The sequence below is a fragment of the Kitasatospora sp. GP82 genome (assembly GCF_029892105.1).
In the GTDB taxonomy this organism is placed as follows: Bacteria; Actinomycetota; Actinomycetes; order Streptomycetales; family Streptomycetaceae; genus Kitasatospora.
Map to the genome: position 1 here is coordinate 1 of NZ_JARZAJ010000016.1, position 24283 is coordinate 24283.

A 24283-nucleotide genomic window follows, 5' to 3' on the forward strand; every position below is an offset into this window, starting at 1 on the left:
CCTGGTCCCCCCCCGGGGGGGGGCCCTTCCCCCGGGCGGGGGGGGGGGGGGGGGGGGCCCGGGGGGGGGGGGCCCGCGGGGGGGGGGGGGGGGGGGGGGGGGGCCCCCCCCCCCCCCCCCGGCCTCTGCTGTTCCCCGGTCCGGTGCCCCGCTCGGGCGCCGGGCTCGGAGTTCAGCAAGTTCAGCGGGTTGGAGGCACCCGCTGAGGGCTGCGAGGGCGTACACCTGAGAGGCGCCCTGCTGCGGCCCTTTGCGCTGTGCGAAAGACGTACAGCGCGCCGGACGGAGCCCCGGGGACGGGGACGAGGGAGGAAGAACAGCCATGAGCGTCACGCTCGCCAAGGGTGGCAACGTCTCGCTGACCAAGGCCGCGCCGAATCTGACGCAGGTGCAGGTCGGCCTGGGCTGGGATGCCCGCTCGACCACCGGCGCGCCCTTCGACCTGGACGCGAGCGCCCTGCTCTGCGCCAACGGCCGGGTGATGGGCGACGAGTACTTCGTGTTCTACAACAACCTCCGGAGCCCCGAGGGCTCGGTCGAGCACCAGGGCGACAACCTGACCGGTGAGGGCGAGGGCGACGACGAGGTGGTCGTGGTCAACCTCGACCTCGTACCGCCGCAGGTGGACAAGGTCGTCTTCCCGGTCTCGATCTACGACGCCGAAGCCCGGTTGCAGAACTTCGGCCAGGTCTCCAACGCGTACATCCGGGTCGTCAACGTGACGGACGGCCAGGAGATCGCCCGTTACGACCTGACCGAGGACGCCTCCACGGAGACGGCCATGATCTTCGGCGAGCTCTACCGCTACCAGGGCGAGTGGAAGTTCCGCGCCGTGGGCCAGGGCTATGCCTCCGGCCTGCGCGGCATTGCTCTCGATTTCGGCGTAAACGTAGAGTAAAACCCGCTACGTACATGCATTTGAAAGGTAACTGACCTCGTGTTCCTCCGCACATTCGGATGGTCATTCGCCATCACGATCGCCGGTCTGATCGCTGCCGGCCTGATCTGGGGAGCCGAGGGGTTCGGCGTCGTGCTGATCCTCTCGATCCTGGAGATCTCGCTGTCCTTCGACAACGCGGTCGTCAACGCCACCGTCCTGAAGCGGATGAACCCCTTCTGGCAGAAGATCTTCCTCACCGTCGGCGTGCTGATCGCCGTCTTCGGTATGCGACTGGTCTTCCCGCTGGCGGTGGTTGCGTTGACCGCGCATCTCAACCCCGCCACCGTCGTCGAGCTGGCGCTGGACTCCGGCAAGACCTACGACGGCCACACCTACGGTCAGTTCCTGGAGTTGGCCAACCCGGCCATCGCGGCCTTCGGCGGCATCTTCCTGTTGATGATCTTCCTCGGCTTCATCCTGGAGGAGAAGGAGTTCAACTGGCTGCACTGGATCGAGAAGCCGCTGGAGAAGATCGGCAAGCTGGACGCGCTCTCCTCGGTGATAGCCCTGGTCGCGCTTGCCCTGGCTGCCAACTTCTTCGCCGGTGACCGCGCCGAGACGGTGCTGCTGGCCGGTCTGCTGGGCCTCGCCACCTACCTGGCCGTCAACGGGCTCTCCGGGGTCTTCGAGTCCGGGCTCGAGGAGCAGGAGGAGGCCGAGGAGAGCGCCCAGCGCAGCGGCAAGTCGATCGTCCAGGTCGGCGGCAAGGCCGCGTTCTTCCTCTTCCTCTACCTGGAGGTGCTGGACGCCTCGTTCTCCTTCGACGGTGTGGTCGGCGCCTTCGCCATCTCCCAGGACATCTTCCAGATCACCCTGGGTCTGGGCATCGGCGCGATGTACATCCGCTCGCTGACGGTCTACCTGGTCCGCAAGGGCACCCTGGACGACTACGTCTACCTGGAGCACGGCGCGCACTACGCGATCGGTGCGCTGGCGCTGATCCTGCTGGCCTCGATCCGGTACCACATCCCGGAGATCGTCACCGGCCTGATCGGCGTTGCCTTCATCGGCGCAGCGCTCGCCTCCTCGATGGTCCGCAACCGGCGTGAGCAGGCTCTGGAGGGCAGTTCCGCCTGACGGACTGCCGACCCGGGCGATGTGCGAACGGCCCCCGCGCCTCGGGCGCGGGGGCCGTCGTGCAGTTCGGAGCACAGTGTCCGGCTGTGGGCCGGATCAGCCGAGCTGCTTCTCGATGGCGCGCAGCTTGCGCTCCAGCGAGTCCAGCTTCGGCATGGCCAGGGTGTCGTCCTCCGCCGTCAGGTCGACGGTGGAGGCTGCGAAGCCCGAGGCGCTCTCGACGGCCGCGCGCGGGCGGCGGGCCGCGCCCAGCGCGGCGGGCTCGGGCGAGGAGTGGGCGGCGGCCCTGGCGAACGGGTCCCCCGCTGGCGCAGGCTCCGTAGCGGACTGGCCGTCTCCGGCACCGGCGGCGGCGATGGCGGGCACCTGGCGGCCGCCCCGGGGGCGACCGAGCAGGCTGCCCTGGCGGGCAATGGCCTTGAGCTCGGCCCGCTCACGGCGATCGGCGCTGCGGGCACGCGACTTGGCGTCCAGCCTGGCCTGCCGCTCCTCGCGGACCTCCTCGACCGCCTCGTCCAGGCTGCGGACGTTCTCCAGCAGCATCAACGACCAGGCCGCATAGGTCTCGCGCGGTGCGCGCAGCCAGCGGACGATGCGGATCTGCGGCAGCGGGCGCGGAATGAGACCCTGCTCGCGCAGCGCGGCCCGGCGGGTCTGCTTGAGCGCGCGGTCGAAGAGTACGGCTGCCGAGATCGACATACCGGCGAAGAACTGCGGAGCGCCGTCGTGTGCGCTGCCGCGCGGGGCGTGCACCCAGTTGAACCAGGCCGAGGCGATGGCGAACAGCCAGACCAGCAGCCGCGAACCGAGCGCCGCGTCACCGTGGCTGGCCTCGCGCACCGCCAGCACCGAACAGAACATGGCCGCACCGTCCAGACCGAACGGGACGAGGTACTCCCAGCCGCCGGAGAGCCCGAGGTTCTGCTGACCGAAGCCGACCAGGCCGTGGAAGGAGAGCGCGGCCGCGACACCCGCACAGCAGAACAGCAGCACGTACGAGGCGATCCCGTACACCGCCTCCTTGCGGCGGCGGCGCTCCTCGCTGCGCTCCCAGGAGTCGTTGTTCCCGCCGGACTTGGTGCCCCTGAAGCGCAGGACGCCCACCAGGACGGCGGTGAACAGCAGGGCTGCGCCGCCGATCACGGACCAGGCTAACTGTATGGAGGAGAGGTTCATCGCGGCGTGGGCCTCGGCTTTCCGCAGTTCGGTACAGCGGTGGGGAAGGGACAGGGAAGGTACACCTGTGCGGAGAGACGATATCGCGTCCTGGGAGTGCGCATGGTACGGGAGATGACTTCCCGTCCGATGTCGTGACACGCCGTACTTCTGACTGTGACTCCGGGATGACGCGGCGGGGTAGGGGTGTATGGCACGGCGGGGTCCGCTTCGGGCACGATGGGGCCCGTGCGTGGCGGATCGTTCAGCTGAGTCCGGGCTTTGCCGGGGTGTGGGGGAGGACGCGATGGTCTCGGTCTGGGAGTTTCTGCGCGGGGAGCGCGGGGCCTTCGACTCCGGTGTTCAGAACAAGGTCACGCTGACCAAGTCCCAGCCGCAGCACGCGATCACCGGCTCCGCCGCCACCACCGGGTACCTCTACGTCAACCTGCACTGGACGGCCAGGTCCGCCGACCGTGCCGCCAGCGCGAGGGGCGCGCTGCGCAGGCTCTTCGACCCCCGCATCCTGCGCCCGATGGAGCCCACCAGCAACCAGGGCCAGCAGGTCAACGTGGACCTGGACCTCGCCTGCATGTACGAACTCACCGATGGCACCCGGGGCGTGGTCCAGCCGCTCGGCAAGTACTTCGGCGATCTCCAGCACCCGCCGTACATCAAGCTGAGCGGTGACGACGTCTACGGGGCGCCGTCCGGCGAGACGATGTACGTCAACCTGGAGAAGAAGGACCAGTTCCGGCGGTTGCTGATCTTCGTCTACATCTACGACGACACGCCCGCCTTCGACCGTACGCATGCGACGCTCACCATCGTGCCGCAGAGTGGGCCGCGGATCGAGATCAGCCTCGACGAGCGGGCGCCGCAGGCCCGTTCGTGTGCGGTGGTGCTGATCGAGAACGCCGGGGACGGACAGCTGACGGTCCGTCGGGAAGTGCGCTATGTGCACGGCTTCCAGTCGGACCTGGACCGGCTGTACGGCTTCGGGATGCAGTGGCAGCGCGGCTACAAGACGCCGAGCGCGCCGGGCTCCGGCGGGGCGGAGTAGCGGATCGGATCAGCGGGGCTGGAACTGCGGCCCCTGGGGCGGCAGCGCGAACGACTGGGGCGGGGCGGGTGGTTGCGGCTGGTACGGAACCTGCTGAGGCGGCTGGGTGGGGGCCTGCGGGTGGCCGTACGCGTTCGGGTGGGGCGGCTGGGGCTGGGGTTGCGGGGGGTAGCCGTACCCGGGCTGCGGTTGCGCCTGGGGCGGGTAGCTGTAACCGGTGGCCGTAGGGGCGGCGTAGGGCTGCTGCTGATAGCCGTATGTGGGCTGGGGGGCGTGCGGCGGTGGCGGCGGGTAGCCGTAGCCCGGCTGCTGCTGCGGTGCCTGCTGCTGGGGTGACTGCTGAGGCGGCAGGGGCGGCATCGGGGGCGCGGTGGGCGGCACCGGGGGCGCGGCCTGCGGGAGGGGGGTGGCGGGGGCCAGCGTGTAGGTGCCCGGTTCGTCGCGCGGGTCGGGCCGGGTGGTGGCCGGGGAAGCCTCGGGTGCGGCTGGTGCGGTGTGCTGCTGATCGGGCTGTGCGGCGTCGTCGTCCTCCACGGTGACGCCGTACTCGGTGGCCAGTGCGCCGAGGCCGGTCGCATAGCCCTGGCCGATCGCGCGGAACTTCCAGGCGCCGTTCCGGCGGTACAGCTCGGCGGCGATCAGTGCGGTGACGTCCCCGGTGTCGGTGACGGTGAACTCCGCGATCGGCGGCACCGCGTCGCCGGCCCCGGTCCCGGCCTCGTACAGCACCACGCGCAGGTCGCGTACGGCCGGGAAGGAGCCGCCCTCGGCCGATCCGGCCAGTACCACCCGGTCCACCTCGGGCGGCAGCTGGGCGAGATCGACCTCGACGGTGTCCCAGACCTCCCCGCCGTCCGGTGTCTGTTGCTTGGGCTGGTGCCGCACCGTCCCCGAGGGGTGGAGCGGCTGGTTGTAGAAGACGAAGTCGACATCCGAACGGACTTTGCCGGCGGAGCCGAGCAGCAGTGCGGAGGCGTCCACGTCGGGAGTCCCCGGAGCCGCGCTCCAGCGCAGCACGGCGCGCACGGCGGCGGCCGTCAGCGAGATGTTGGCGCCCTTGGCCATCACGTGCGTCATAGCGCACCATCCTGCCGCTTCGCCGCCGCTTCGGACAACGCGGCTGCGGCGCGCCGCCGGATCGCCGGGTTCCCCGAGCGGGGCAGCCCGGGCGAGGGCCGGGTCGTGTGACGATCACGGTAAGGTCCCGAGAACTCGAGGTTTCCCAGCCGGATCTGGCCGAATCCGTCCATACGATGGGCCGCTGTCCGGGCTCCGGCCGATCTGCGATCGCCGACCCGCAGTCGCGAACTTTCCGGACGGGTGGACCGTCTATTAGATGCCAGTACCACTACCGCCCTCGGCGCCGTCGCCGCTTTACCAACCGATGGAGAGCACTTTGCGCCATTTCGGCCACCTCGCTGACGACGTACGCAGTCGGCTCTTTCTGGAGCAGCCGGTCGCTTTCGACCTGCACAGCGACGCGTCCGTGCTCGCCACCGCGCTGGGCGCGACCCTGTACAGCCCGGCCACCAGGCCCACGCTGGCGGCCGACATCCGCAAGCAGGCGGCCGGCGGGGTGGTCTCGATGGTGCTCTGCCTGGAAGATGCGATAGCCGACCACGAGGTGGCGGGCGCCGAGGCCAACCTCGTACGGCAGCTCACCGATCTGTGGGCGAGCGGACCGTCGGACCTCCCGCTGCTCTTCGTGCGCGTTCGCACCCCCGGGCAGATCACCGACCTCACCCGAAGACTCGGCCCGGCGGCCGGACTGCTCGCCGGCTATGTGCTGCCCAAGTTCACCGAGGAGTGCGGCGGCGCCTTCCTGGAAGCGCTCGACGAGGCGGAGGAGCACTCCGGACGGCGACTGTTCGCGATGCCGGTCCTGGAGTCCCCCGAACTGGCCCACCTGGAGACCAGGCGTGGCCAACTCTTCGACATCGCAGCCCTGTTGGACAAACACCGGGAAAGGATCCTGGCCGTCCGGCTAGGGGTCACCGACCTGTGCTCCGCCTACGGGCTGCGCCGCTCGCCCGACCTGACCGCCTACGACGTGGCGCTGGTGGCGGGCGTGATCGCCGACGTGGTCAACGTCCTCGGCAGGGCCGACGGTACCGGATTCACCGTGACCGGGCCGGTCTGGGAGTACTTCCCCGTCCAGGAGCGGATGTTCAAGCCGCAGCTGCGCCGCACCCCCTTCCTGGCGGCGGACCCACCGGCTGTCGGCGTCCGTCGGCGGATCATCGAACACGACCTGGACGGGCTGATCCGCGAGATCGAACTCGACCGCGCCAACGGCCTGTTGGGCAAGACCTGCATCCACCCCAGCCATGTCCCCGCCGTCCACGCGCTCTCGGTGGTCACGCACGAGGAGTACTCCGACGCCCTCGACATCCTCGACCGCCACCGGGGAGGCGGCGGAGTCTCCCGCTCGGCGTACACCAACAAGATGAACGAGGCCAAGCCGCACCGCGCCTGGGCGGAGCGGATCCTGCTGCGCGCCGAGGTCTTCGGCGTGGCCCGGGACGACGTCAGCTTCGCCGAGCTGCTGGGCGCCTCGCTCTGCGGCTGAGCCGGAGTCGCCGCCTCAATGCTCGACGCACCATCGAAAGTAGGAGTCTTGACCGCAGTACCGCATGTCGCACCCGCCCCCTGGACCGGCCAGTGGGTCACCGACCGGCTCGGCCTCGGACTCACCGGCTCGCCGGCGCTCCCCGAGCTGATCGGGCTCGCACTGCGGGCGAACAACCCCAAGCGTGCCCACCTGCTGGTCTCCCAGGTGCTCGGCAAGCACATACCGCAGCGCCCGGCGGTGGTTCACCGGGTCGGCGTCGAACTCGGGCAACGGGTACGGGAGTTGCTCGGTCAGGACGATGCCGGCCGGGCGGTCGTGCTCGGCTACGCCGAGACCGCCACCGCCCTCGGGCACAGTGTCGCCGACGGGCTCGACGCGCCCTACCTGCACTCCACCCGCCGCCCGGTCGCGGGAGTGACCCCGGTCGGCGGATTCGAGGAGGAGCACTCCCACGCCACCTCGCACCTGCTGCTCCCCGAGCACCCAGCCTTCCTGGCCGGTGACGGCCCGCTGGTGCTGGTGGACGACGAGTTCTCCACCGGCACCACCGTGCTCAACACCATCCGTGCCCTGCACGCCGACCACCCGCGTTCGCGGTACGTGGTGGTCGCCCTGGTCGATCTGCGGACCGACGCAGACCGGGACCGGCTGGCCGAGGCAGCAGCCGAACTCGGCGCCCGGGTGGACCTGGTGGCCACCGCGGTCGGTGGCGTCGAGCTGCCCGCCGACCTGCTGCCCCGGGCCCAGGCCCTGATCGCGGCCGCCGAGCCGAGCCCCCTGCTGTCGGACTCCGTGTTGTCGGACTCGGGGGTGCCGAACTCCGGTTCTGTGCTGTCCGGTTCTGCGCTGCCGGGTTCTCCGCCGTCCGGTCCGGCGTTGTCCGGTTCTGCGCTGCCGGGTTCTCCGCCGTCCGGTCCGGCGTTGCCCGGTTCTGCGCCGGTCGTGCGGGTCGAGCCGGACTGGCCCGAGGACCTTCCGGACGGTGGTCGCCACGGCTTCACCCGAGCGCACCGGCAGGTGCTGGAAGCGCTGCTGCCCGAACTGGCCGCCGACCTGGCACCCGTGGTGAGCGGGCGCAACCGGGTTCTGGTGCTCGGCTTCGAGGAGCTGATGTACGTCCCGCTGCGGCTGGCGGGCGCGCTGGCCGAGCTGCTGGAGCGGGAGCCGGGGCGGGAGACGGTCGGCGCGGCCGAGCCTCGCGTACGCTTCTCCACGACCACCCGCTCGCCGGTCCTGGCCGTGGACGATCCCGGCTACCCGATCCGCACCCGGCTCGCCTTCCCGGCCCACGACGCCCCGGCGGACGGTTCCGCCGAGCGCTTCGCCTACAACGTCGCCCCCGGTGCCGACCCGGACCGCCGCTTCGACGCCATCGTCCTGGTGGTGGACGGACCGGCCGACACCCCGGCCCTGCACGAGGGCGAACGGGCCCTGATCCAGCAACTGCGCCGGGTCACCGACCAGGTGGTGCTCGTCGTTCTCCCCTCGTACCGCCCCCGGACACCGCGATGACGTCCCACCGTCCGACGATCAGCCGTACACCCCGTTCGAAGGCCGCCATGTCTACTGCCAGCGCCCCATCCGCCGCCCGTCCGCTCTCCGGCCCCGGGTTCTCCTCGTACCCGGCCGAGGAGGTCACCTGGCTGCTCAAGGACCTCTCCGACGTCGAGCTGGAGGCACCCATCGAGGAGCGGGAGGAGGCCGTCCAGTCGGGCGGCGCGCACTACGCGGAGTCACTGCCGGTCGAGTACCAGCCGAGCCCCGAGTACCAGGAGCTGTTCCGGCAGGCGCTGGCGGTGTCCGCCGGGCGGGTCGCGCTGGCCGTCGGCACGGTCGCCGAGACCCTGGTGCGCGAGCGAGGCCGGGACCTGGTCCTCGCCTCGCTCGCGCGGGCCGGGACGCCCGTCGGCATCCTGATCCGCCGCTGGCTCGCCTTCGCCCATGGCCTGGACACCAGGCACTACACGCTCTCCATCGTGCGCGGCCGGGGCATCGACCAGGTCGCCCTGCGCCACCTCGCCGCCCACCACGACCCGGCGGCGGTCGTCTTCGTGGACGGCTGGACCGGCAAGGGCGCCATCACCCGTGAACTCGCCGACGCGCTGGCGGGTACGCCGTTCGACCCGGAGCTCGCCGTACTCGCCGACCCGGGGCGCTGCGTCGGCACCTACGGCACCCGGGAGGACTACCTGATCCCCTCCGCCTGCCTCAACTCCACGGTCTCCGGCCTGGTTTCGCGCACCGTACTGCGCGCCGACCTGATCGGCCCGGACGAGTTCCACGGTGCGAAGTTCTACCGGGAGCTGGCCGGTGCCGACGTCTCCAATGCCTTCCTGGCCACCGTGGCCGGGCACTTCACCGCCGTCCGGGCCGAGGCCGAGGCTGCGGCGGCGGGGCTCTCGGCCACCGACCGCACACCGGACTGGGCCGGCTGGGCCGCCGTGGAGCGGATCAGCACCGAGTACGGCATCGACAACGTCAACCTGGTCAAGCCCGGCGTCGGCGAGACCACCCGGGTCATGCTGCGGCGCGTCCCCTGGCGGGTCCTCGCGCGGCGCGGCGCCGGGGCCGACCTCGACCACGTACGGTTGCTCGCGGACCAGCGCGGCGTTCCCGTCGAGGAGGTGGACGAACTGCCCTACAGCTGCGTCGGCCTGATCCACCCCCGATACAGCCGCGGCGCAACCGGCGCCGACGGCACGGCGGTCAAGGCCGGCTGCGCGTCGGTCGATGCGGAGCGCGCGTGATGAAACTGATGAACAGTCAATTCCTCGTCGCCAGCGACCTCGACCGCACCCTGATCTACTCCAATCGGGCGCTCGCCCTGGATGTCCCCGACCACCTGGCGCCCCGACTGCTCTCGGTCGAGGTGTACGACGGCCACGTGCTCTCCTTCATGACCGAGCAGGCCGCCCGACTCCTCGCCGAACTGGCCGGGTCGGCTCGCTTCGTACCGGCGACGACCCGCACCAGGGCCCAGTACGAGCGGATCAACCTGCCAGGCCCGACGCCCGGTTGGATCCCCTCGTACGCAATCTGCGCCAACGGCGGGCAGTTGCTGGTGGACGGCGTACCCGATCCCGACTGGCAGGCCGAGGTGCACGCCCGACTCGCCTCCGGCAGCGCACCGCTCGACGAGATCGTGGAGCACCTCGCGATTGCCGCCGACCCCGAATGGACCCACAAGCGCCGCACCGCCGACGGCCTGTTCGCATACCTGGTGATCGAACGGGCCCAACTGCCGGACGGCTGGCTGGCGGAGCTCACCGGCTGGTGCGCCGAACTCGGCTGGACGGTCTCCCTCCAGGGCCGCAAGGTGTACGCCGTCCCCGCCCCGCTCACCAAGAGCGCCGCCCTCGCCGAGGTCGAGCGGCGGACGGGCGCCACGACGGTCCTCGCCGCCGGCGACTCGCTGCTGGACCTCGACCTGCTGCTCGCCGCCGACCACGCCTGGCGCCCCGGCCACGGCGAGCTCGCGGACACCGGCTGGACGGCCCCCGGTGTCACCGCACTCACCCAGGCCGGGGTGGCGGCGGGGGAGGAGATCGTCCGTCAGTTCCTTCACCACGTGCGGGCGGGAGTGTCCGGCAGGGCCTGAGCCTCGCCCGTGGTGCGGGGTGCGGGACGCTGTGGTGCTGTGGTGCTGAGGGCGTCAGCCGCAGCAGCCACCGCCGCAGCAGCCACCGCCTCCGCCCCCGGCGGACGGCCTGGGGGCTACGGCGGCGGCCGAACCGCCCGTCATCGCAACGGTGGAGAGCAGCTTGACGGTGTCGGTGTGCCCGTCCGGGCACGTAGCAGGGTCGTTGGCCTGCGCCATGGCACGGCGGAGCTCGAAGGTGGCTCCACAGGAGCGGCAGCGGAAGTCGTAGCGTGGCATACCCCGCAGCGTACCCAGCCCACCGTTCAGGTTGAAGGCAAGTCCGCCACCGCGCCGGACGTCTGCCGTGCCCGCACGCTCCCTGTACCTGTACCTGTACCTGTACCTGTACCTGTACCTGTACCTGTACCTGTACCTGTACCTGTACCTGTACCTGTACCTGTACCTGCTTCCGTACCCGCGCGTCTGTCCCACGCCCGCAGCGTCCGTCCCATGTCCGTCCGTCCGGGCGGGTGCCGCGTCGGCCGTTCACGGCCGGGCCCTGGGTCAGTGGCTGCCCCGGATCATCGCCACCACCTGCGCGGCAGTCTCCCGCACCCCCGCCATCTCGGTGAGGAAGAGCCAGTAGTCGGGGTGCCGCCCGGACGCCTCCAGCCTCTCGACTGCACCGTCCAGCCGCGTGACCGCCGCGTCCAGCGGCCCGGCGTGCCGGGGATCCGGCGCCTTGCGTCCGGCCATCGCCAGCCGCTGGGCGTCGCGGAGCGCGAAGCGGGTCCGTTCGATCTCCTGCTGCGGATTGACCGCCACCTCGTTCAGCTGCCGCAGCCGCTCGTGCACCACCGCCACCGAACCGTCCGCCGTCTCCAGCAGGGCCCGCACCGTGCCGATGGCGCCAGTGGCATCCGCCCAGCGCTGCTCGTCCCGGGCCCGGGCGGCCTCGTTCAGCTTCTGCTGCGCCGTCCGGACCGCCTCGGCGGTCTGGGCCGGAACCCGCTGAAGGTCCTGCCAGCACGCCGTGCTGAACCGTCGCCGCAACTCGCTCAGCACCGGCTCGACCGTACCCGCCCTGGTCTCCAGCGCCTCGATCCTGGTGCGCAGACTGGCCACCCGCCGGTCGATCTCCCGTGCCTTCTCCGGTCGCTGCTCCGCCGAGGTCCGGATCACGTCCGCGCGCTGCGCCACGTCCTCCGCCCGCCGCAGCGTCGCCGCCACACCGTGCCGCGCCGCACCCTCGTTGAGCCGGGTCAGCTCCGGAGCCAGCTCGGCGAGGTGCGCCGCCAGATCGTCCGCCCGCAGCCCGGCCGCCCGTACGGCCTCCAGCGCGGTGGTCGCCCCCAGCAGCGCCCGCTTCGCCTTCTCGACGGCCGGGGTGACGCGGATCAGCTGCGATTCGGCGTGCTGGAGCAGCGGCTGCAGTCGTTCGAGGAACCGGCCCAGCTCGGTCTGCTCGGCCGTCAGGCGGCGCTGCGCCTGCTCCAGCTCCTGCCGGGCCCGCGCTGCGGTGCCGGCGTCCAGCTCCTCGGCGTCCAGATCGTGCGCGTCCAGCGCGGCCAGATATCCGACGCTCGCCTCGTCGACCCGGGCGGAGATCTGCTGGTAGTCGGCGAGTGCCTGCCGCGCGGCCGGGCCGTCCTCCGCCGCCCGCACGGTCTCGACTGCCAGCTCGGCCTCACGCTGGGCCGAGTCCAACTCGTAGAACGCCTGCTGAGCTGCGTCGCGGGCAGCCTTGGCCTCCTCGCGCAGGTTCTCGCTCCGCCGCCACCAGCCGCCCCGCCCGCCGCCACCGCCGGCCACCCTCACGCCACCGCTCCCTGCTCAGCACCGAACGCCCGATCCCACCCATTCTTACGGATCACCACTCCTCCCCGGCACCCCTCCCGATCCCCGCCCGATCCCACCCATTCACCCACCCACCGGAAGCATGCGGCGAACCACCCCCAGGACCAGGTAGTGTTGTCCCTCGTCGTACGCCACCGGGCCTCCCGGCAGGCGCCACGATGGGGGCGCATAGCTCAGTGGTAGAGCGCTGCTCTTACAAAGCAGATGTCGGCGGTTCGAAACCGTCTGCGCCCACCCCCTCTGACCAGCATCAGAGCATGAAGAAGGGGCCCTCCAGTGATCCACTGGAGGGCCCCTTCTCGTCTGTTGGGGACATTTTGGGGACGCTGCGTCAGGTTGCCGATTCTCCGGGGACACGGCCGGGGACACCCGACTCCGCCATGCCCTGATCGGAGGTCTCGGGGGCAAGCTCGCGTGCCACTGCGGTGGCACGCGGAACGAGCAGCAGGGGAGCTTCGGCCTGAGCCTGCTCGAACTGCGGGAGAACCGAGGTGTAGGTGTCGGCGGTCAGCCCGTAGGAGGAGTGCCCGAGCATGACCTGGATCGCCTTCATGTGGATGCCGGCGGCCAGGGAGAGCGTCGCGGCGCAGTGCCGCAGATCATGCAGGCGGACAGGGAGAAGCCCGTGCTTGTCCAGGAGGCGGCTGAAGACCTGCGAGAGGTAGTTGGGGTGGTAGGAGGTCCCGTTCTCCCAGGTGAAGACGAGGCCGCTGTTGGTCCAGGCGTGGGCCTGCTCCTTCTCCCATTCCCCGCGCTCCACCTGCTGACGGGCTTGCCACAGCTCCAGGAGCTTCTTCGTCTCCGAGTCCAGCACGATGGTGCGGGCGCCGCTGTCGCTCTTGGGCGTGTCCTCCCAGACCTCGTAGTCGGAGGTGACCAGCTGCTCGGAGATGTGCGCGACCCCCAATTCCAGATCCGTTTCGGCCCACGGCAGGCCGGCGGCTTCGCCACGCCGAAGGCCGCGGAAGACCATCAGGTGGAACATCGGGTAGAGCCGGTGCTTGGCCACACAGTCCAGGAACCTCCCGGTTTGCTCGGGAGTCCACACCATCACCTTGCCCGGCTTCACACCGGGTCTCGCGGTACGCCTTCACCCGGGCTGGCGTCCAGACGAGCGGCTTCGGCGGCGTGTATTTGGGAAGGGTGACCTGCTTGGTCCAGTTCTCCGAGATGATCTTTTCGGTGACGGCGTCCTCAAGAGCTCCGCTGAGGGTGTTCCTGAACTTCAACTGGGTGCCGGGGCCGGTGATGTTCCGGGGCATCGCGCGAGCTTCGCGCAGGGCTGCCTTGGCTGCGTTCCAGGCGGCGCGCAGTGCAGGGTCCTTGCGGCTGCGGTCGGCTTCCTTCCACGCCTTGTGGGCGACGCGTTCGGCGGCGTACGCCTGTGCCGCCAACACCCGGTTCTGCGCGTGGAGTTCGTTGTTCTCCCAGATCTTGGCGAACATCTCCTGGATATGCCGAGCCCGGAGGTCGATGAGCTTGAGATGCCCCAGCGTGGGGATGAAGACACGCTTGAAGTTTCCCCTCGAGGTTGGACACCCGGATCTGGCCTGACCGTGCCAGCGCCCGCGCGGAGGTCTTCGCGTTCATCGAGACCTTCTACAACCGCAGGCGCCTACGCAGGCACCCCGAGTGGGGCTACCTCACGCCACTCGAGATCCGACAGCGACACCAGCAAGGTCACGCCTTGGCGGCGTAGACGGACAGTGTCCAACCGCAGGGTGGAACTTCACCCGTGCCACCGCCTGGGACCGCGAGCAGGACCGCGTGTTCCTCGCCGAGCAGCGCCAGGCCCGCCGGGACCTGGCCCGCCGGCACGCCCGCCTCGCCCAAGCCTTCCTCTCCAAGGCCGTCGCCCGCCTCCAGACACTCGACCCCCGCGAGCTGTCGCCCGGTGACCTCCTGCGCTGCTTCCAGGTGGCCACCGACATCGAGCGCCGAGCCGTCGGCGACGAACCCATCTGGACCCCTGGCGACCAGGACCCCGAGGCCATCGACATCGCCGAGCTCACCGACGAGGAGCGTCGCGCCCGCATGGAGCAGCTGCGCCGAGAACTCGAACGCCGAATCGCAGCAGAGGAGACCGCCTCGTGAGCGCCCGCCCCGGCAAGCCCAGCAGTGGACGGGCAGGCTGGTCTCGTCGGCGCGGCATCGAGGCGTTCACCAGCCCATCGGTGATGAGCTTTCAGCAGCTGCAGGCCGAGGTCGCCGCGCTCGTACGAGCCGACGAGATATCCCGGCGCCGGTGGGCGTGCGATCGCCCCGACTGCGACGGCCTGCCGCACACTGGCTGGCTGCACAACCACGCCCGCGCCGCCCAGCGAACCCCATCGTGGGCGTGGACGGTGTGGATGCCGCTCACCGGCCGAGGCTGGGGCAAGACGAGGACCGCAGCGGAGACCGTCAGGGAGTGGGCCAAGGCACCCGGCCTGCAGATCGCCGTCGTCGCCAAGAACGCCACCCTGGTCCGGGACATCTGCTTCGACTCCCCGAAGTCCGGGCTGCTCGCGGTCATCCCGCCCGAGGACATCGCCCGGTACAACTCCAGCCTCGGCGAGACCAGCATCCGGCTGCGCAACGGCACGATCATCAGGGGCTTCGGCGCGGAGACCCCCGACAACCTGCGCGGCTGGGCGTTCGACAAGGCGTGGTGCGACGAGTACGCCGCCTGGTCCCGGAACACCGCGCAGGACGTCTACGACATGCTGTGGTTCTGCCTGCGCGAGGCCGACACCCCACAGATGCTGATCTCCACCACGCCCAAGCCGCTGCCGCACATCAAGCGACTGGTCGAGCGCGGCTGACGCCAGGAGCAGCGCCAAACGGAAGGCGGAGACAAGCCGCGCGTCGTGCTAACCCGAGGGCACATGCGCGACAACGACGCCAACCTGTCCCCGGCTGCCCGAGCGGAACTGGACGAGCAGTACGCCGGCACGCGGCTCGGCCGCCAGGAGCTGTCCGGCGAGCTGCTCGAAGACGTCGAGGGCGCGCTGTGGCAGGGCTGGATGCTGGAGGTCGAAGGCTTCCGCCAGCACCGGGAGAACCTGCCCGACATGGAACGGGTCGTCGTCGCCGTGGACCCGGCCACCAAGAGCCACGAGAACGCCGACCACACGGCGTTCACCGTGGCCGGCCGGGGCTGGCCGCTCACCACCGCCTACGGGGATAACCGGCCCCGCGGGTACGTCCTGCACGCCGAGCAGGACCGGTTCACGCCGACCGCCGCGATGCGCCGCGCCGCCGAGCTGTACCACGAGTACCAGGCCGACTGCGTCGTGATCGAGGCCAACAACGGCGGCGACTACCTGCCCGCCCTCCTCCAGGAAGTCGACCCGCGGGTCAGCTGGCGGATCGTTCACGCCACCCGAGGCAAGCGAGCCCGAGCTGCTCCGGTGGCGCAGCTGTACGAGCAGTCCCGCGTCCACCACGTCGGCCCCGCCCAGCTGTTCGCCGAACTCGAAGAGCAGATGACCACCTTCGTCGGCCAAGGGGAGACCGAGGACTCGCCAGACCAGCTCGACTCGATGGTCTGGGCGCTGTGGGACCTGTTCCTCGACCCGACCATGCCGGTACCACGCAGGGGCGACGACCAGCGGCTGTCGGGGCGGCGATGAGCGCGATCAACCGAGCAAGGCACTTCAGCGTTTCGGACAGTCAGGGAGAGACTCCGCTTGCTCGCACAGGGCGCGAATCGCGGCGCTGCTCCAGAGCTGGCCCAGCGAGCTTCTATCTCGCAGGAGTTCACGCGCAGCGTTGACCTGCGAGGGCACCACGCAAGCTTGGCGCATCAGTGCTTGCGGGTCATTGTTGGCCACGGCGTATGCGCGGTAACCGTGTTGGAGATCCTCTTCAAGCTGCTCCAGGTTTACCGGACCGATCGGGTCGCATGCCGGGAGGAGCGGCCTCTCAAGGTGTTCGGCCTGCCAGAGCACCCGGCCGGTTGAGAGTTCCACAGCCTCCAGCCACTCGGCTTTGGGTATCGCTCGGGCCACGATGTACCAGGTAGCCGGGTCCGAGGCTCCAGCTTGCTCAAGCGGTGCCGAGATCCCGTCGCTGGCCCCGGTCTCATATTTGTGCAACGCCCAGGGGACCACCCCGCGCTCCAGCCGGATGGTCAGCCGGATCGTGGTTCTCGTTGCCAGGAGCCCGGTGGTGACGCTGTGCCCTTGGCCGTGTCCCATCCGGCGCCGTCCGCATCGCCCTGCGGCATGGCGAACTCCGGCTTGCCGTCTGCACCCACCCTGGCCGCACTGCTGCACCGCCATGTCGAGGCGGGCGATGTCGGTCCGCACCGCCGTCCCGCGGTACTCCCGCCGCAGCCGGCGGCTTCATTCCCAGAGTTTCTCACCGAGGGTGCCGCCCTGGGTGGCGCCGGGCAGTACGTAGACCACGGCTGAGGCCCGGTGCTCCAGGAAGGGGGTCAGCGCGTCGCGGGTGGCCAGACGGTTCTGGACGCGGGTGAAGGCGGCGGGATCGCGCATGAAGGCGCAGAACAACAGGCCGCGGTCGTCTGGTCCGTCGTCGTAGCTGTAGCTGCGGCGGAGCATGCGCGCGCCGCCATCGAGGCGGGGGCTGGTGAGGCGGACGTGGGCCGTGGCGGGGATGACGTAGGAGCCGTCCGGATTCTTGGCGTAGATGTCCGGGTCGTCGTGCTCGGCGGTGCCGGTGAGCGGAACGCCGTTGTCGGCTTGGCGGCCGATCACCAGGTTCTGCCGCTCCTTGGGGAGAGCCGCGAAGCCGGCGACGTCCATCCGGATCCTGCGGTAGACCAGGACGGTTCCGTTGTGGTGGGGGCCCGGTGGGCCCCAGACCCACTGTTCGGCGGCCGCATCGTCGGGGTTAGCGGTGCCGTCCTTGAAGCCGAACAGGTTGCGCGGGGTGGTGTCCGGGGCCGTGTGGGGCAGGAGGCCGGACTGGGTCCAGCGGGGGACGGCGCCGGCGGCGTGGGCGGCCGTGCCGGCGAGCTCGGCGACGACGGTAGCAGTCCAGCGGTCGGAGGCGCACAGCTGGATGAGCAGGTCCCCGTTGCTGCGTGCCGGGTCGAGGCGGTCGCCGTGGAAGGGCGGCAGATCGGCCAGTTCGGCGGGAACGTTGAGGCCGAGCCGGGCTGCGAGTGCGGGGCCGACGCCGACCAGGGAGGTGAGCCGGGTGGTGCCGGCGCCCTGTAGACGCGGGTCGGGCGGCGTCTCGGAGGCTGCGGTGGACAGGACGCGGGTCAGGGCGCCGAGGACCTTGCGCAGCGTCTCCCGGTCGGTGGCGGCGGAGGTTTGCGGGAGGTCGAAGGAGATCAGCTGCGTGGCGGGTTGCTGGGAGAACATCGCGCCTGCCTGCCGGGCGCCGTGGAAGGGGATCGCGGGCGCGGGCGGCAGGGCGTTGGAGGCGGTGCTCCGGCTGGACGCCCGGTCGCCGTTCGTCAGTTCGTCGGCTGCCGCGCCGATCCCGGCGGCGAGCACCGCCCCGGCCGCGAGCAGTGCCCTGCGCCGCCCGAACCCGGTTGCGGCGAGTCCCGCCGGCTGCTGCGTATTTCCCGGTTCGGTAGACATGGACGCTATTGGAGACGATAGAACACTTGCCATGCAAATCATGCTTCCTGACGATCCATTGGCCCGGTTGGCAGCTCCACCGGCGGTGTTCCGGGCCGCGGCGCTGCGGCGCTTGTCGGTGCTGGTCGTCTCGGTCGCGATGGCGGTCGCCGGGTGCTCCTCGGCCGCTTCGAAGTCCGCTGACGCGCGGCATCCGGCTGGGAGCGTGCTGCGCGTGCCGGAGGACTTCCCCACGGTGCAGAAGGCGCTGGACGTCGCCCGCGAGGGCGAGACGGTGCTGATCGGCCCGGGTGTCTACCGCGAGAGCGTGTACGTCGCCAAACCCCGTGTGGTGGTGCGCGGAACGGACCGCAACGCGGTGGTCTTCGACGGCGGTGTGCGCCTGGTCAACGGCATCACCGTGACCGGTGCCGGTTCGGTGGTGGAGAACCTCACCGTGCACGGTTACCTGGCCAACGGCGTGCTGTTCACCGGCGTCACCGACGAGCGGCTGCAGCAGCACGGCGCCGGCGGCTCCGCGTACAACCCGCTGGATACCGCCCGTTTCCCGGCCGTCCAGGGCTTCCGTGCGACCCGGGTGACGGCCTACGACAACGGCCTGTACGGCATCTACGCGTTCGATGCGCGTGGCGGTGTGATCGAGGACTCCTACACCTCCGGGCAGGCCGATTCGGGCATCTACGTCGGCCAGTGCCGGCCTTGCGACACCGTCGTGCGCGGGAACACCATGGAGCACAACGCAGTCGGCATCGAACTGACCAACGCCTCCGAGGGCCTGTTGGTGCTGGGCAACCGGGTCGCCGGCAACCGGGTCGGCGTCACGGTCAACTCCAACGACCAGGAGGCGCTCGCGCCGCAGCACGGCGCGGTGATCGCGGGCAACGTGGTCGCCGACAACAACGCCGCCGACACGCCCGAGCAGGCTGACGGGGGCTTCGGGATCGGGATCGGCATCGGCGGCGGCACCGGGAACCGCGTCCAGCGCAACCTGGTCCAGGGCAACAAGGCGGCCGGAGTGATCGTCACGGATCCGCCAGGGCACCCGGCGAGCGGCAACCGCGTCGAGGGCAACCGGGTCACTGGCAACGGCGCCGACCTGGTACTAGCCGCGGCCGATCCCAGCAACTGCTTCAGCGGCAACCAGCCCGCAACCCAGAGCCCGGACGGTCTGGAGGGCCTCGCGGGCTGCGGGGCCGGCGGCCGGAGCGCACTGCCGCCGGGCCAGCCGGCGCTGGTGCAGGCTCCGCCCGGCGTTCCCTTCAGCCAGGTGCCAGCTCCGTCCACCCAGCCGTCCATGCCGGACCCGGCGGTCCCGGCCAGCGCGGCAACCGGCCTGCCGGGGGCCGTCGACCCGGACGCGTACCCGCTCCCGACGGACGCCGGTGCTGTGCCACAGCCGCACTGAAGACATGCCGTGCGGCGGTCAGTCCGTGGCCCATGGCGCCTCGGGGAGCTTGGCGCCGCCGTCGTGTCCGGAGAACTCCAGGGTGGTGGGGGTCCCCAGGCCCGGCATCCGCATCGTCACCCGGAGCAGGCCGCCGTTGCTGTCGAGCCAGTACGTCAGGGGCGACCGCCCGCCATCGGGTCCCGTACCGGGCGTGGTGCCCTCGGCGCGCGGTCCGGCTATCCGGTCGTAGTCGCGGCCGTCGATCCGGTCGCGGCCCAGCCAGCGGGCTCCTGACTGGGCGAGCAGCATTGGGTTGTCGGGCCGGTCCGCGCCGAGCTCGATCAGCAACTGGAGCCCGGCATCCAGGGGATCGGTCGTGTAGGAGCGCGGTGACCAGCCCGAGCGCGGGATGTGTTCGGCCTGCTGCCAGGGAGGGCTGTTGTCCAGCGCGGGAGCCAGGCCGAGGCCGTCGCTGTCCCAGACGACCAGGCCGTGGTCGAGCTGCCACGCGGGGAACGCGGATGACCTGGCGGGCCCGGTGGTCTGGTAGCTCCCCACGGCCCGGTGGGTTCGGTAGTCCACGACTCCGCTGACCCGCAGCACCACGCCGCCGCCCTCGGTGGCCGTGAGGGTCAACGCCACGGGGCTGGCCTGGTACAGGTTCAGCCGCGACAGGGCTAGCCTTGATGCCTCGTCCATCGTCACCGGCCGCTCGGTGCTGTGGCCGGAGAGGGTCCGGTAGGCGGCTACGCCGCCCACCGCGGTGCCGCCCACCGTGATCGCGACCAGTGTTCTGAGCCAGCGGGTCCGACGCGGCGTACGGCCGTCGGTCCTGGCCTTCGTAGCCATGCAGTCGCCTTCTCTCGTTGGTCTCTCTCGTCGATCGGTCATGCAGTCGGGCGGGTTCGCGGACTGCCGGTCCGCGAACCCGCCCGTTCCGGCCCGGGGTCACCGGTGCCGGCTGCCCCGCTCGGGAGCTAGCGGTGCTGTGCCCTGCGCCTGCGCATCAGCACGAGCAGCGCCGCGCCGAGGGCGGTGAGCACGGCACCACCGGCCAGTGCCATCGGGACCAGCTGGTTCATGCCGGTGAACGCCAGGTGTGAGCCGGGCGCGGAGCCCGGCGCGGCAGGCGTCGGCGGTGCCGCCGTCGGCGGCGGTGCGGTCGGTGTCGGCGTGGGCGTGGGCAGCAGCCGGTTGACCGCCGTCACCGAGACCCCGGCGTCGAGGTTGTCGGAGGTCAGCTCCAGCGGGCCGAACACCGTCGCATCCGGTACGGCGTAGCCAGCGGGCGGGCTGATCTCCTGCCAGTAGTACGTCCCCGGCAGGCCACTGCCCTGGCAGATGCCGTCGGCCCCGGTCGTGCAGGGGCCGCCGATCGCCGTGTCCGGCTTCGTCCCGGCGGTCTGCAGGCCGTCGGTGCCGTTCGTCTCCTTCCACAGCTGGAACTTCGCCCCCGCCAGTGGCTTGCCGTCCTGGTCGTGCTTGACCAGGCGCAGCGCGCCGTCCTGCTGGCGGAACCCGAAGTCGTAGGTGTGGTTGTTTTCGCCCGGTCCGCCGGTGGTCAGCGCCCGCTCGGGGAACTTGGCGTCGGGCGGGACGATGCCCTTGGAGTCGATGAAGTGGTTGTCACCGACGTCGTGATCGGTGGGCACCCAGTGGTACAGCGGGCCGCCCTTGGCGTAGTCGGCCGGGTTGTCGATGCGGATGGTGTACTTGGTCTTCGGCTTGAGGCCGCCGGTGACGTTGGAGTCGTCGAAGTAGTACTCGCCGCGTGCGGTCGTCTTCGTCGTGCCGACGATCTTCCCCGACTCGTCGTACAGGTGGACGGTGGCGCCCTCGACCGGGCGCTGGCCCGGGTTCTGGATGCCCTTGCGCTCGGGGTCGTACCAGACCCGATTGCCGATCTGCAGCGGCGCCTGGTCGCAGAGCACCTCCAGGTCGCCCATCGAGGCGCCCTTGCCGAACGGGGCGCTGGTGCCCTTCGGGGTGAGGCGCAGGCCGAACATCGGGTCCTGCTTGCCGTCGACACGCTGGAGGAACGACGTGCCGTAGCCGACGGGGGTGTGGTCGGGGTCGAAGGCGGAGACCGCGATGGTGTTCTCGACCTTGGAGAGCGCCATGCCGGCGAACGCCGTGTTGTGGTGACCCACCCCGGCCCAGGCGGTGTCGAAGAACCGGGTGCCCCGGGGGGACAGCCCGCAGCCGTTGTTGGTGTCCATCACGTACATGCCGTTCGACGGGCAGGCCTTGTTCAGGTCACCGCCGGACATGACGTTGGAGACCGAGCCCGGCGCGGGGGCGCCCGGCCCGCGGTCGGCGAAGCGGTCGCGGAAGGCCAGCAGCATCGAGCCGTCGGTCTCGAAGGCGACCTCGCCCAACTCCGGTTCCGGATTGGCGATGGTGCTGTTGCCGCACACCCGGCCGTTCTGCGTGGTCGGGTAGGTGCTCGTCCACGGGAACCAGCCCGCGCCGTCGCACGGGCCACTACCGACGGTGGACTGGCGCGGGTAGTCCAGCGGCTGGTCCAGCACGGCTTTGCCGAACACGCCGGTGGCGAGGTCGAACGGCAGGACCACGGCGAGCATGTCCGCGGGCTTGCCCGTGGACTGGCCGGAGCAGACACCGCCGAGGTAGCCGGTGCCGTCCTGGAGGCCGAGGCCGAACGGCCGCCAGTCCTCGGCCGCCGGGCAGCCCGGGTCGGGGATGGCGTAGGCGGCCTTCGGCGCCGAGGCCGTCGGCACGGAGGCGTCGTAGCGGTAGAGCTTGCGGTCGTTCAGGTTGACGACGAAGAGGTCCTTGCCGTCGTCTGTGACCTTGATGCCACCGAGGCTCTCCTTGCCGGGCACGTCGAGGAAGGCGTCGTCCGTCCCCGACCCGTGCACCGTGCTGCCCGCGTTCGGCACGGCGGTGAAGAGCGTCGTCTTCTTCTGCGCGAGGTCGGTGACGTAGACCGCCCCCGCGCCGCCAGGGCCGTAGTCGGTGCCGCGCTTGGCCACCGCCGAGGAGAAGACCCGCTTGTCGGCCTTGTTCCACGCGATGCCGTACAGCGTGCCGGTCTCGGCGTTGGTGGCGATGTTCGTGACGTTGACGTCCAGGCCGTCCTGGCCGCGTGCGCTGTACGGGAAGGACACCAGCGTGCGCTGGGCCCCGCCCTCGCGCGTGGTGGGCTGACAGGTCGTCACCAGCGGCGCGTTCTTCTGGCAGTAGTCACCGGGGTTCCACAGCCCGGTGGTGTACGCCACGTTCTTGCCGCCGGAGAGGTCGACGAACTCCTCGTTGCTGCTCAGCTGGTTCGGCGCGCCGTCCAGGCCCTGGCGCGAGGCGAACGCCGGGAACAGCACACCCGGCTTCGGATTCACCACCTGCACCCGGTACTTGCCGCGAGACGCCTTGGTCGCGGCCGGGGCCAGCGTCACCGTGCCATCGGCCGCCGTCACCCCGTCGATGCCGACGCCGGCGTCGTCCGTGAGCGTCACCTTGACACCCGCGATACCCGGCTCCAGCGCGGGCGTCCACACTCCGCTCGCGTCCACGGCCCGGACGACCCGGACCGTCACCGACCCGTCACCCGTCTGCGGAAACGCTGCCGGCATCGCCAGCGAGCAGCTACCGATCCCGAGGGCGAGCGCCACGAGGCGGGCTACGCCGCGGCGACTGACCACGCCCGGCCGCCGCCGATCCGGCCCGCGTGCGACGTCGTTCACCTGTTCACGTGTACCTGTCATCCCTGCTCTCATCTTCCAGAAGGGCCTGAGGCCCGAGCTCGTGAGGGAGTCCGTGGAGTGGCGGAAAGCCGCCATTCTTAACAAGAGCTTAAAGGGAATTCACGCAAGTTGTGGCAGAATTAGAAATTTTGACGTTACGTCAGACGTTCGACGAGGACGCCGTCGCCGGGGGCAGCCGGTTCCCGCGATCAACCGCTCACCCGCATCAGCACACCGCGTCCAGCCCCAGTGCCGGCCTGTACAGACGAGCAGCGCGGACACGCTTGAAGTTCCACCCTGCGGTTGGACACCTGGAGACTGGGACATGTGAGCCCGGACCACCACGGCGCCTGGGGCGTCAAGCGGATCTGCCGAACCCTGGGCATCGCCCGCTCCTCGTTCTACGCCTGGCGCGCCGGCGAGCAGGCCCGCCGGGCCCGGGAACGGGCCGAGGACCTGCTCGCCGCCGAGATCACGGTGATCCACCTCGCGTCCAAGGGCGCGTACGGCGTCCCGCGCGTTCATGCGGAACTGCGACGCCAGGGCCGGGTTGTCAACCGGAAGAAGGTGGAGCGGATCATGCGCGAGCGCGGCATCATCGGGGTCACCCGGCGCCGGCGCCGCGTGCTGACCCGCCAGGCCCGCAAGCCGGTCTTCGCCCCGGACCTGATCGGTCGCGACTTCACCGCGCCCCGCCCCGGAGTGCGGCTGGTCGGCGACATGACCTTCCTGCCGACCGAGCAGGGCTGGCTCTACCTGGCCACCGCGATCGACCTGGCCACCCGCGAGGTCGTCGGCTACGCGATGGCCGACCACCACCGCGCCGAGCTGCCGGTGGCCGCACTGCGGATGGCCGCCGGCCGCGGCGGCCTGGAGCGCGGCTGCATTTTCCACTCGGACCGCGGAAGTGAATATACGTCGACTGAATTCCGAACCGAGATAAGCAAGTTGGACATGAGGCAGTCGATGGGACGAGTCGGCTCCTGTTACGATAACGCTGCCGCTGAGAGCTTCTTCGCCGTGTTGAAGGAGGAGATCGGCACCCGGATCTGGCCGGACCGCGCCACCGCCCGCGCGGAGGTCTTCGCATTCATCGAGACCTTCTACAACCGCAGGCGCCTGCGCAAGAACCCCCAGTGGGACTACCTCACGCCACTCGAGATCCGCCAACGGCACCAGCAAGGTCACACCCTCGCGGCGTAGACGGAGAGTGTCCAACTGCAGGGTGGAACTTCAGATCCGCCCGCCCGCGACCACTGGTTCGATCGGACCTACGCCTACGACGCCCGCCCTGGCGATTACATGATCGTCCGCTGGCTAAGGCACGAGGAGCACGAGTGCAAAGAGCACCAGCACGAAGACCGCCACGACTACCCATCCGCGCGTGTCCTTCGGCCACCGGCCA

At 70.6% G+C, this 24283-nt stretch carries 19 protein-coding genes, 1 tRNA gene and 1 pseudogene; 12 read left to right on the forward strand and 9 right to left on the reverse strand.

The genetic code is table 11. The features are described 5' to 3' along the window. Positions 1-322 precede the first annotated feature (322 nt). The gene (locus P3T39_RS18290; protein ID WP_280698975.1) at positions 323-898 is read left to right on the forward strand and encodes a TerD family protein; all 576 of its coding nucleotides are present in this window, start codon (positions 323-325) and stop codon (positions 896-898) included. Between the two features lie 39 nt (positions 899-937). Further along, positions 938-2017 carry a DUF475 domain-containing protein gene (locus P3T39_RS18295; RefSeq protein ID WP_280698976.1) on the forward strand — a complete coding sequence of 360 codons (1080 nt, stop codon included), beginning with the start codon at positions 938-940 and terminating at the stop codon, positions 2015-2017. Positions 2018-2113: 96 nt separating this feature from the next. Here P3T39_RS18295 and P3T39_RS18300 read toward each other — a convergent pair whose 3' ends face one another. After that, entirely contained in the window at positions 2114-3193 is a 1080-nt protein-coding gene (locus tag P3T39_RS18300) for a DUF2637 domain-containing protein (RefSeq protein ID WP_280698977.1), read from the reverse strand. Between the two features lie 286 nt (positions 3194-3479). On the opposite strand from P3T39_RS18300, the gene P3T39_RS18305 reads away from it, so the two are divergent. Next, the gene (locus P3T39_RS18305) at positions 3480-4235 is read left to right on the forward strand and encodes a Tellurium resistance (RefSeq protein ID WP_280698978.1); all 756 of its coding nucleotides are present in this window, start codon (positions 3480-3482) and stop codon (positions 4233-4235) included. Positions 4236-4244: 9 nt separating this feature from the next. Here the strand turns inward: P3T39_RS18305 and P3T39_RS18310 are convergent, their stop codons facing one another. Beyond that, positions 4245-5312: a TerD family protein gene (locus tag P3T39_RS18310; protein ID WP_280698979.1), complete on the reverse strand. Its 1068-nt coding sequence runs from the start codon at positions 5310-5312 to the stop codon at positions 4245-4247. Between the two features lie 319 nt (positions 5313-5631). On the opposite strand from P3T39_RS18310, the gene P3T39_RS18315 reads away from it, so the two are divergent. The 3 genes and pseudogenes from P3T39_RS18315 to P3T39_RS18330 all read left to right on the forward strand — a co-directional run bounded on the left by P3T39_RS18315 (position 5632) and on the right by P3T39_RS18330 (position 10405). Further along, positions 5632-6804 (forward strand): HpcH/HpaI aldolase/citrate lyase family protein, encoded by a 1173-nt coding sequence (locus P3T39_RS18315; protein WP_280699339.1) that lies wholly within the window; start codon positions 5632-5634, stop codon positions 6802-6804. Between the two features lie 18 nt (positions 6805-6822). Next, positions 6823-9554, forward strand: a pseudogene (locus tag P3T39_RS37580) (phosphoribosyltransferase domain-containing protein). Continuing rightward, positions 9554-10405 carry an HAD family hydrolase gene (locus P3T39_RS18330; protein WP_280698982.1) on the forward strand — a complete coding sequence of 284 codons (852 nt, stop codon included), beginning with the start codon at positions 9554-9556 and terminating at the stop codon, positions 10403-10405. The pseudogene P3T39_RS37580 and the gene P3T39_RS18330 overlap by 1 nt, the downstream one beginning before the upstream one ends. A gap of 54 nt (positions 10406-10459) precedes the next feature. Here the strand turns inward: P3T39_RS18330 and P3T39_RS18335 are convergent, their stop codons facing one another. Together P3T39_RS18335 and P3T39_RS18340 are read right to left on the reverse strand one after the other, a co-directional pair. After that, positions 10460-10684, reverse strand: coding sequence for a zinc ribbon domain-containing protein (locus P3T39_RS18335; protein WP_280698983.1), 225 nt, complete (start codon positions 10682-10684; stop codon positions 10460-10462). 267 nt (positions 10685-10951) lie between these two features. Beyond that, positions 10952-12205, reverse strand: coding sequence for a hypothetical protein (locus P3T39_RS18340; protein ID WP_280698985.1), 1254 nt, complete (start codon positions 12203-12205; stop codon positions 10952-10954). Positions 12206-12406: 201 nt separating this feature from the next. On the opposite strand from P3T39_RS18340, the gene P3T39_RS18345 reads away from it, so the two are divergent. Beyond that, a tRNA-Val gene (locus tag P3T39_RS18345) sits at positions 12407-12478 on the forward strand. 97 nt (positions 12479-12575) lie between these two features. Here P3T39_RS18345 and P3T39_RS18350 read toward each other — a convergent pair. Next, positions 12576-13295, reverse strand: coding sequence for a site-specific integrase (locus P3T39_RS18350; RefSeq protein ID WP_280698987.1), 720 nt, complete (start codon positions 13293-13295; stop codon positions 12576-12578). 716 nt (positions 13296-14011) lie between these two features. Here P3T39_RS18350 and P3T39_RS18355 point away from each other — a divergent pair. From P3T39_RS18355 to P3T39_RS18365, 3 genes are all read left to right on the forward strand, one after another. After that, positions 14012-14338, forward strand: coding sequence for a hypothetical protein (locus P3T39_RS18355; protein WP_280698989.1), 327 nt, complete (start codon positions 14012-14014; stop codon positions 14336-14338). Continuing rightward, positions 14335-15048, forward strand: coding sequence for a terminase family protein (locus P3T39_RS18360; protein ID WP_280698991.1), 714 nt, complete (start codon positions 14335-14337; stop codon positions 15046-15048). The genes P3T39_RS18355 and P3T39_RS18360 overlap by 4 nt, the downstream gene beginning before the upstream one ends. Positions 15049-15111: 63 nt before the next feature. Then, positions 15112-15858 (forward strand): hypothetical protein, encoded by a 747-nt coding sequence (locus tag P3T39_RS18365; protein WP_280698993.1) that lies wholly within the window; start codon positions 15112-15114, stop codon positions 15856-15858. A gap of 24 nt (positions 15859-15882) precedes the next feature. Here the strand turns inward: P3T39_RS18365 and P3T39_RS18370 are convergent, their stop codons facing one another. Together P3T39_RS18370 and P3T39_RS18375 are read right to left on the reverse strand one after the other, a co-directional pair. Continuing rightward, positions 15883-16536 carry a hypothetical protein gene (locus P3T39_RS18370; protein WP_280698995.1) on the reverse strand — a complete coding sequence of 218 codons (654 nt, stop codon included), beginning with the start codon at positions 16534-16536 and terminating at the stop codon, positions 15883-15885. A gap of 36 nt (positions 16537-16572) precedes the next feature. Further along, positions 16573-17787: a Dyp-type peroxidase gene (locus P3T39_RS18375; protein ID WP_280698996.1), complete on the reverse strand. Its 1215-nt coding sequence runs from the start codon at positions 17785-17787 to the stop codon at positions 16573-16575. 67 nt (positions 17788-17854) lie between these two features. Between P3T39_RS18375 and P3T39_RS18380 the strand changes: the two genes are divergently transcribed. Continuing rightward, entirely contained in the window at positions 17855-19192 is a 1338-nt protein-coding gene (locus P3T39_RS18380) for a right-handed parallel beta-helix repeat-containing protein (protein ID WP_280698998.1), read from the forward strand. Positions 19193-19210: 18 nt separating this feature from the next. Here the strand turns inward: P3T39_RS18380 and P3T39_RS18385 are convergent, their stop codons facing one another. Then, on the reverse strand, positions 19211-20023 hold the full coding sequence (locus P3T39_RS18385; RefSeq protein ID WP_280699000.1) for a hypothetical protein: 813 nt from the start codon (positions 20021-20023) through the stop codon (positions 19211-19213). Positions 20024-20151: 128 nt separating this feature from the next. Continuing rightward, positions 20152-22899 (reverse strand): SdrD B-like domain-containing protein, encoded by a 2748-nt coding sequence (locus P3T39_RS18390; RefSeq protein ID WP_280699002.1) that lies wholly within the window; start codon positions 22897-22899, stop codon positions 20152-20154. A 306-nt stretch (positions 22900-23205) separates the two neighbouring features. Between P3T39_RS18390 and P3T39_RS18395 the strand changes: the two genes are divergently transcribed. After that, the gene (locus tag P3T39_RS18395; RefSeq protein WP_280699004.1) at positions 23206-24081 is read left to right on the forward strand and encodes an IS3 family transposase; all 876 of its coding nucleotides are present in this window, start codon (positions 23206-23208) and stop codon (positions 24079-24081) included. Positions 24082-24283 lie beyond the last annotated feature (202 nt).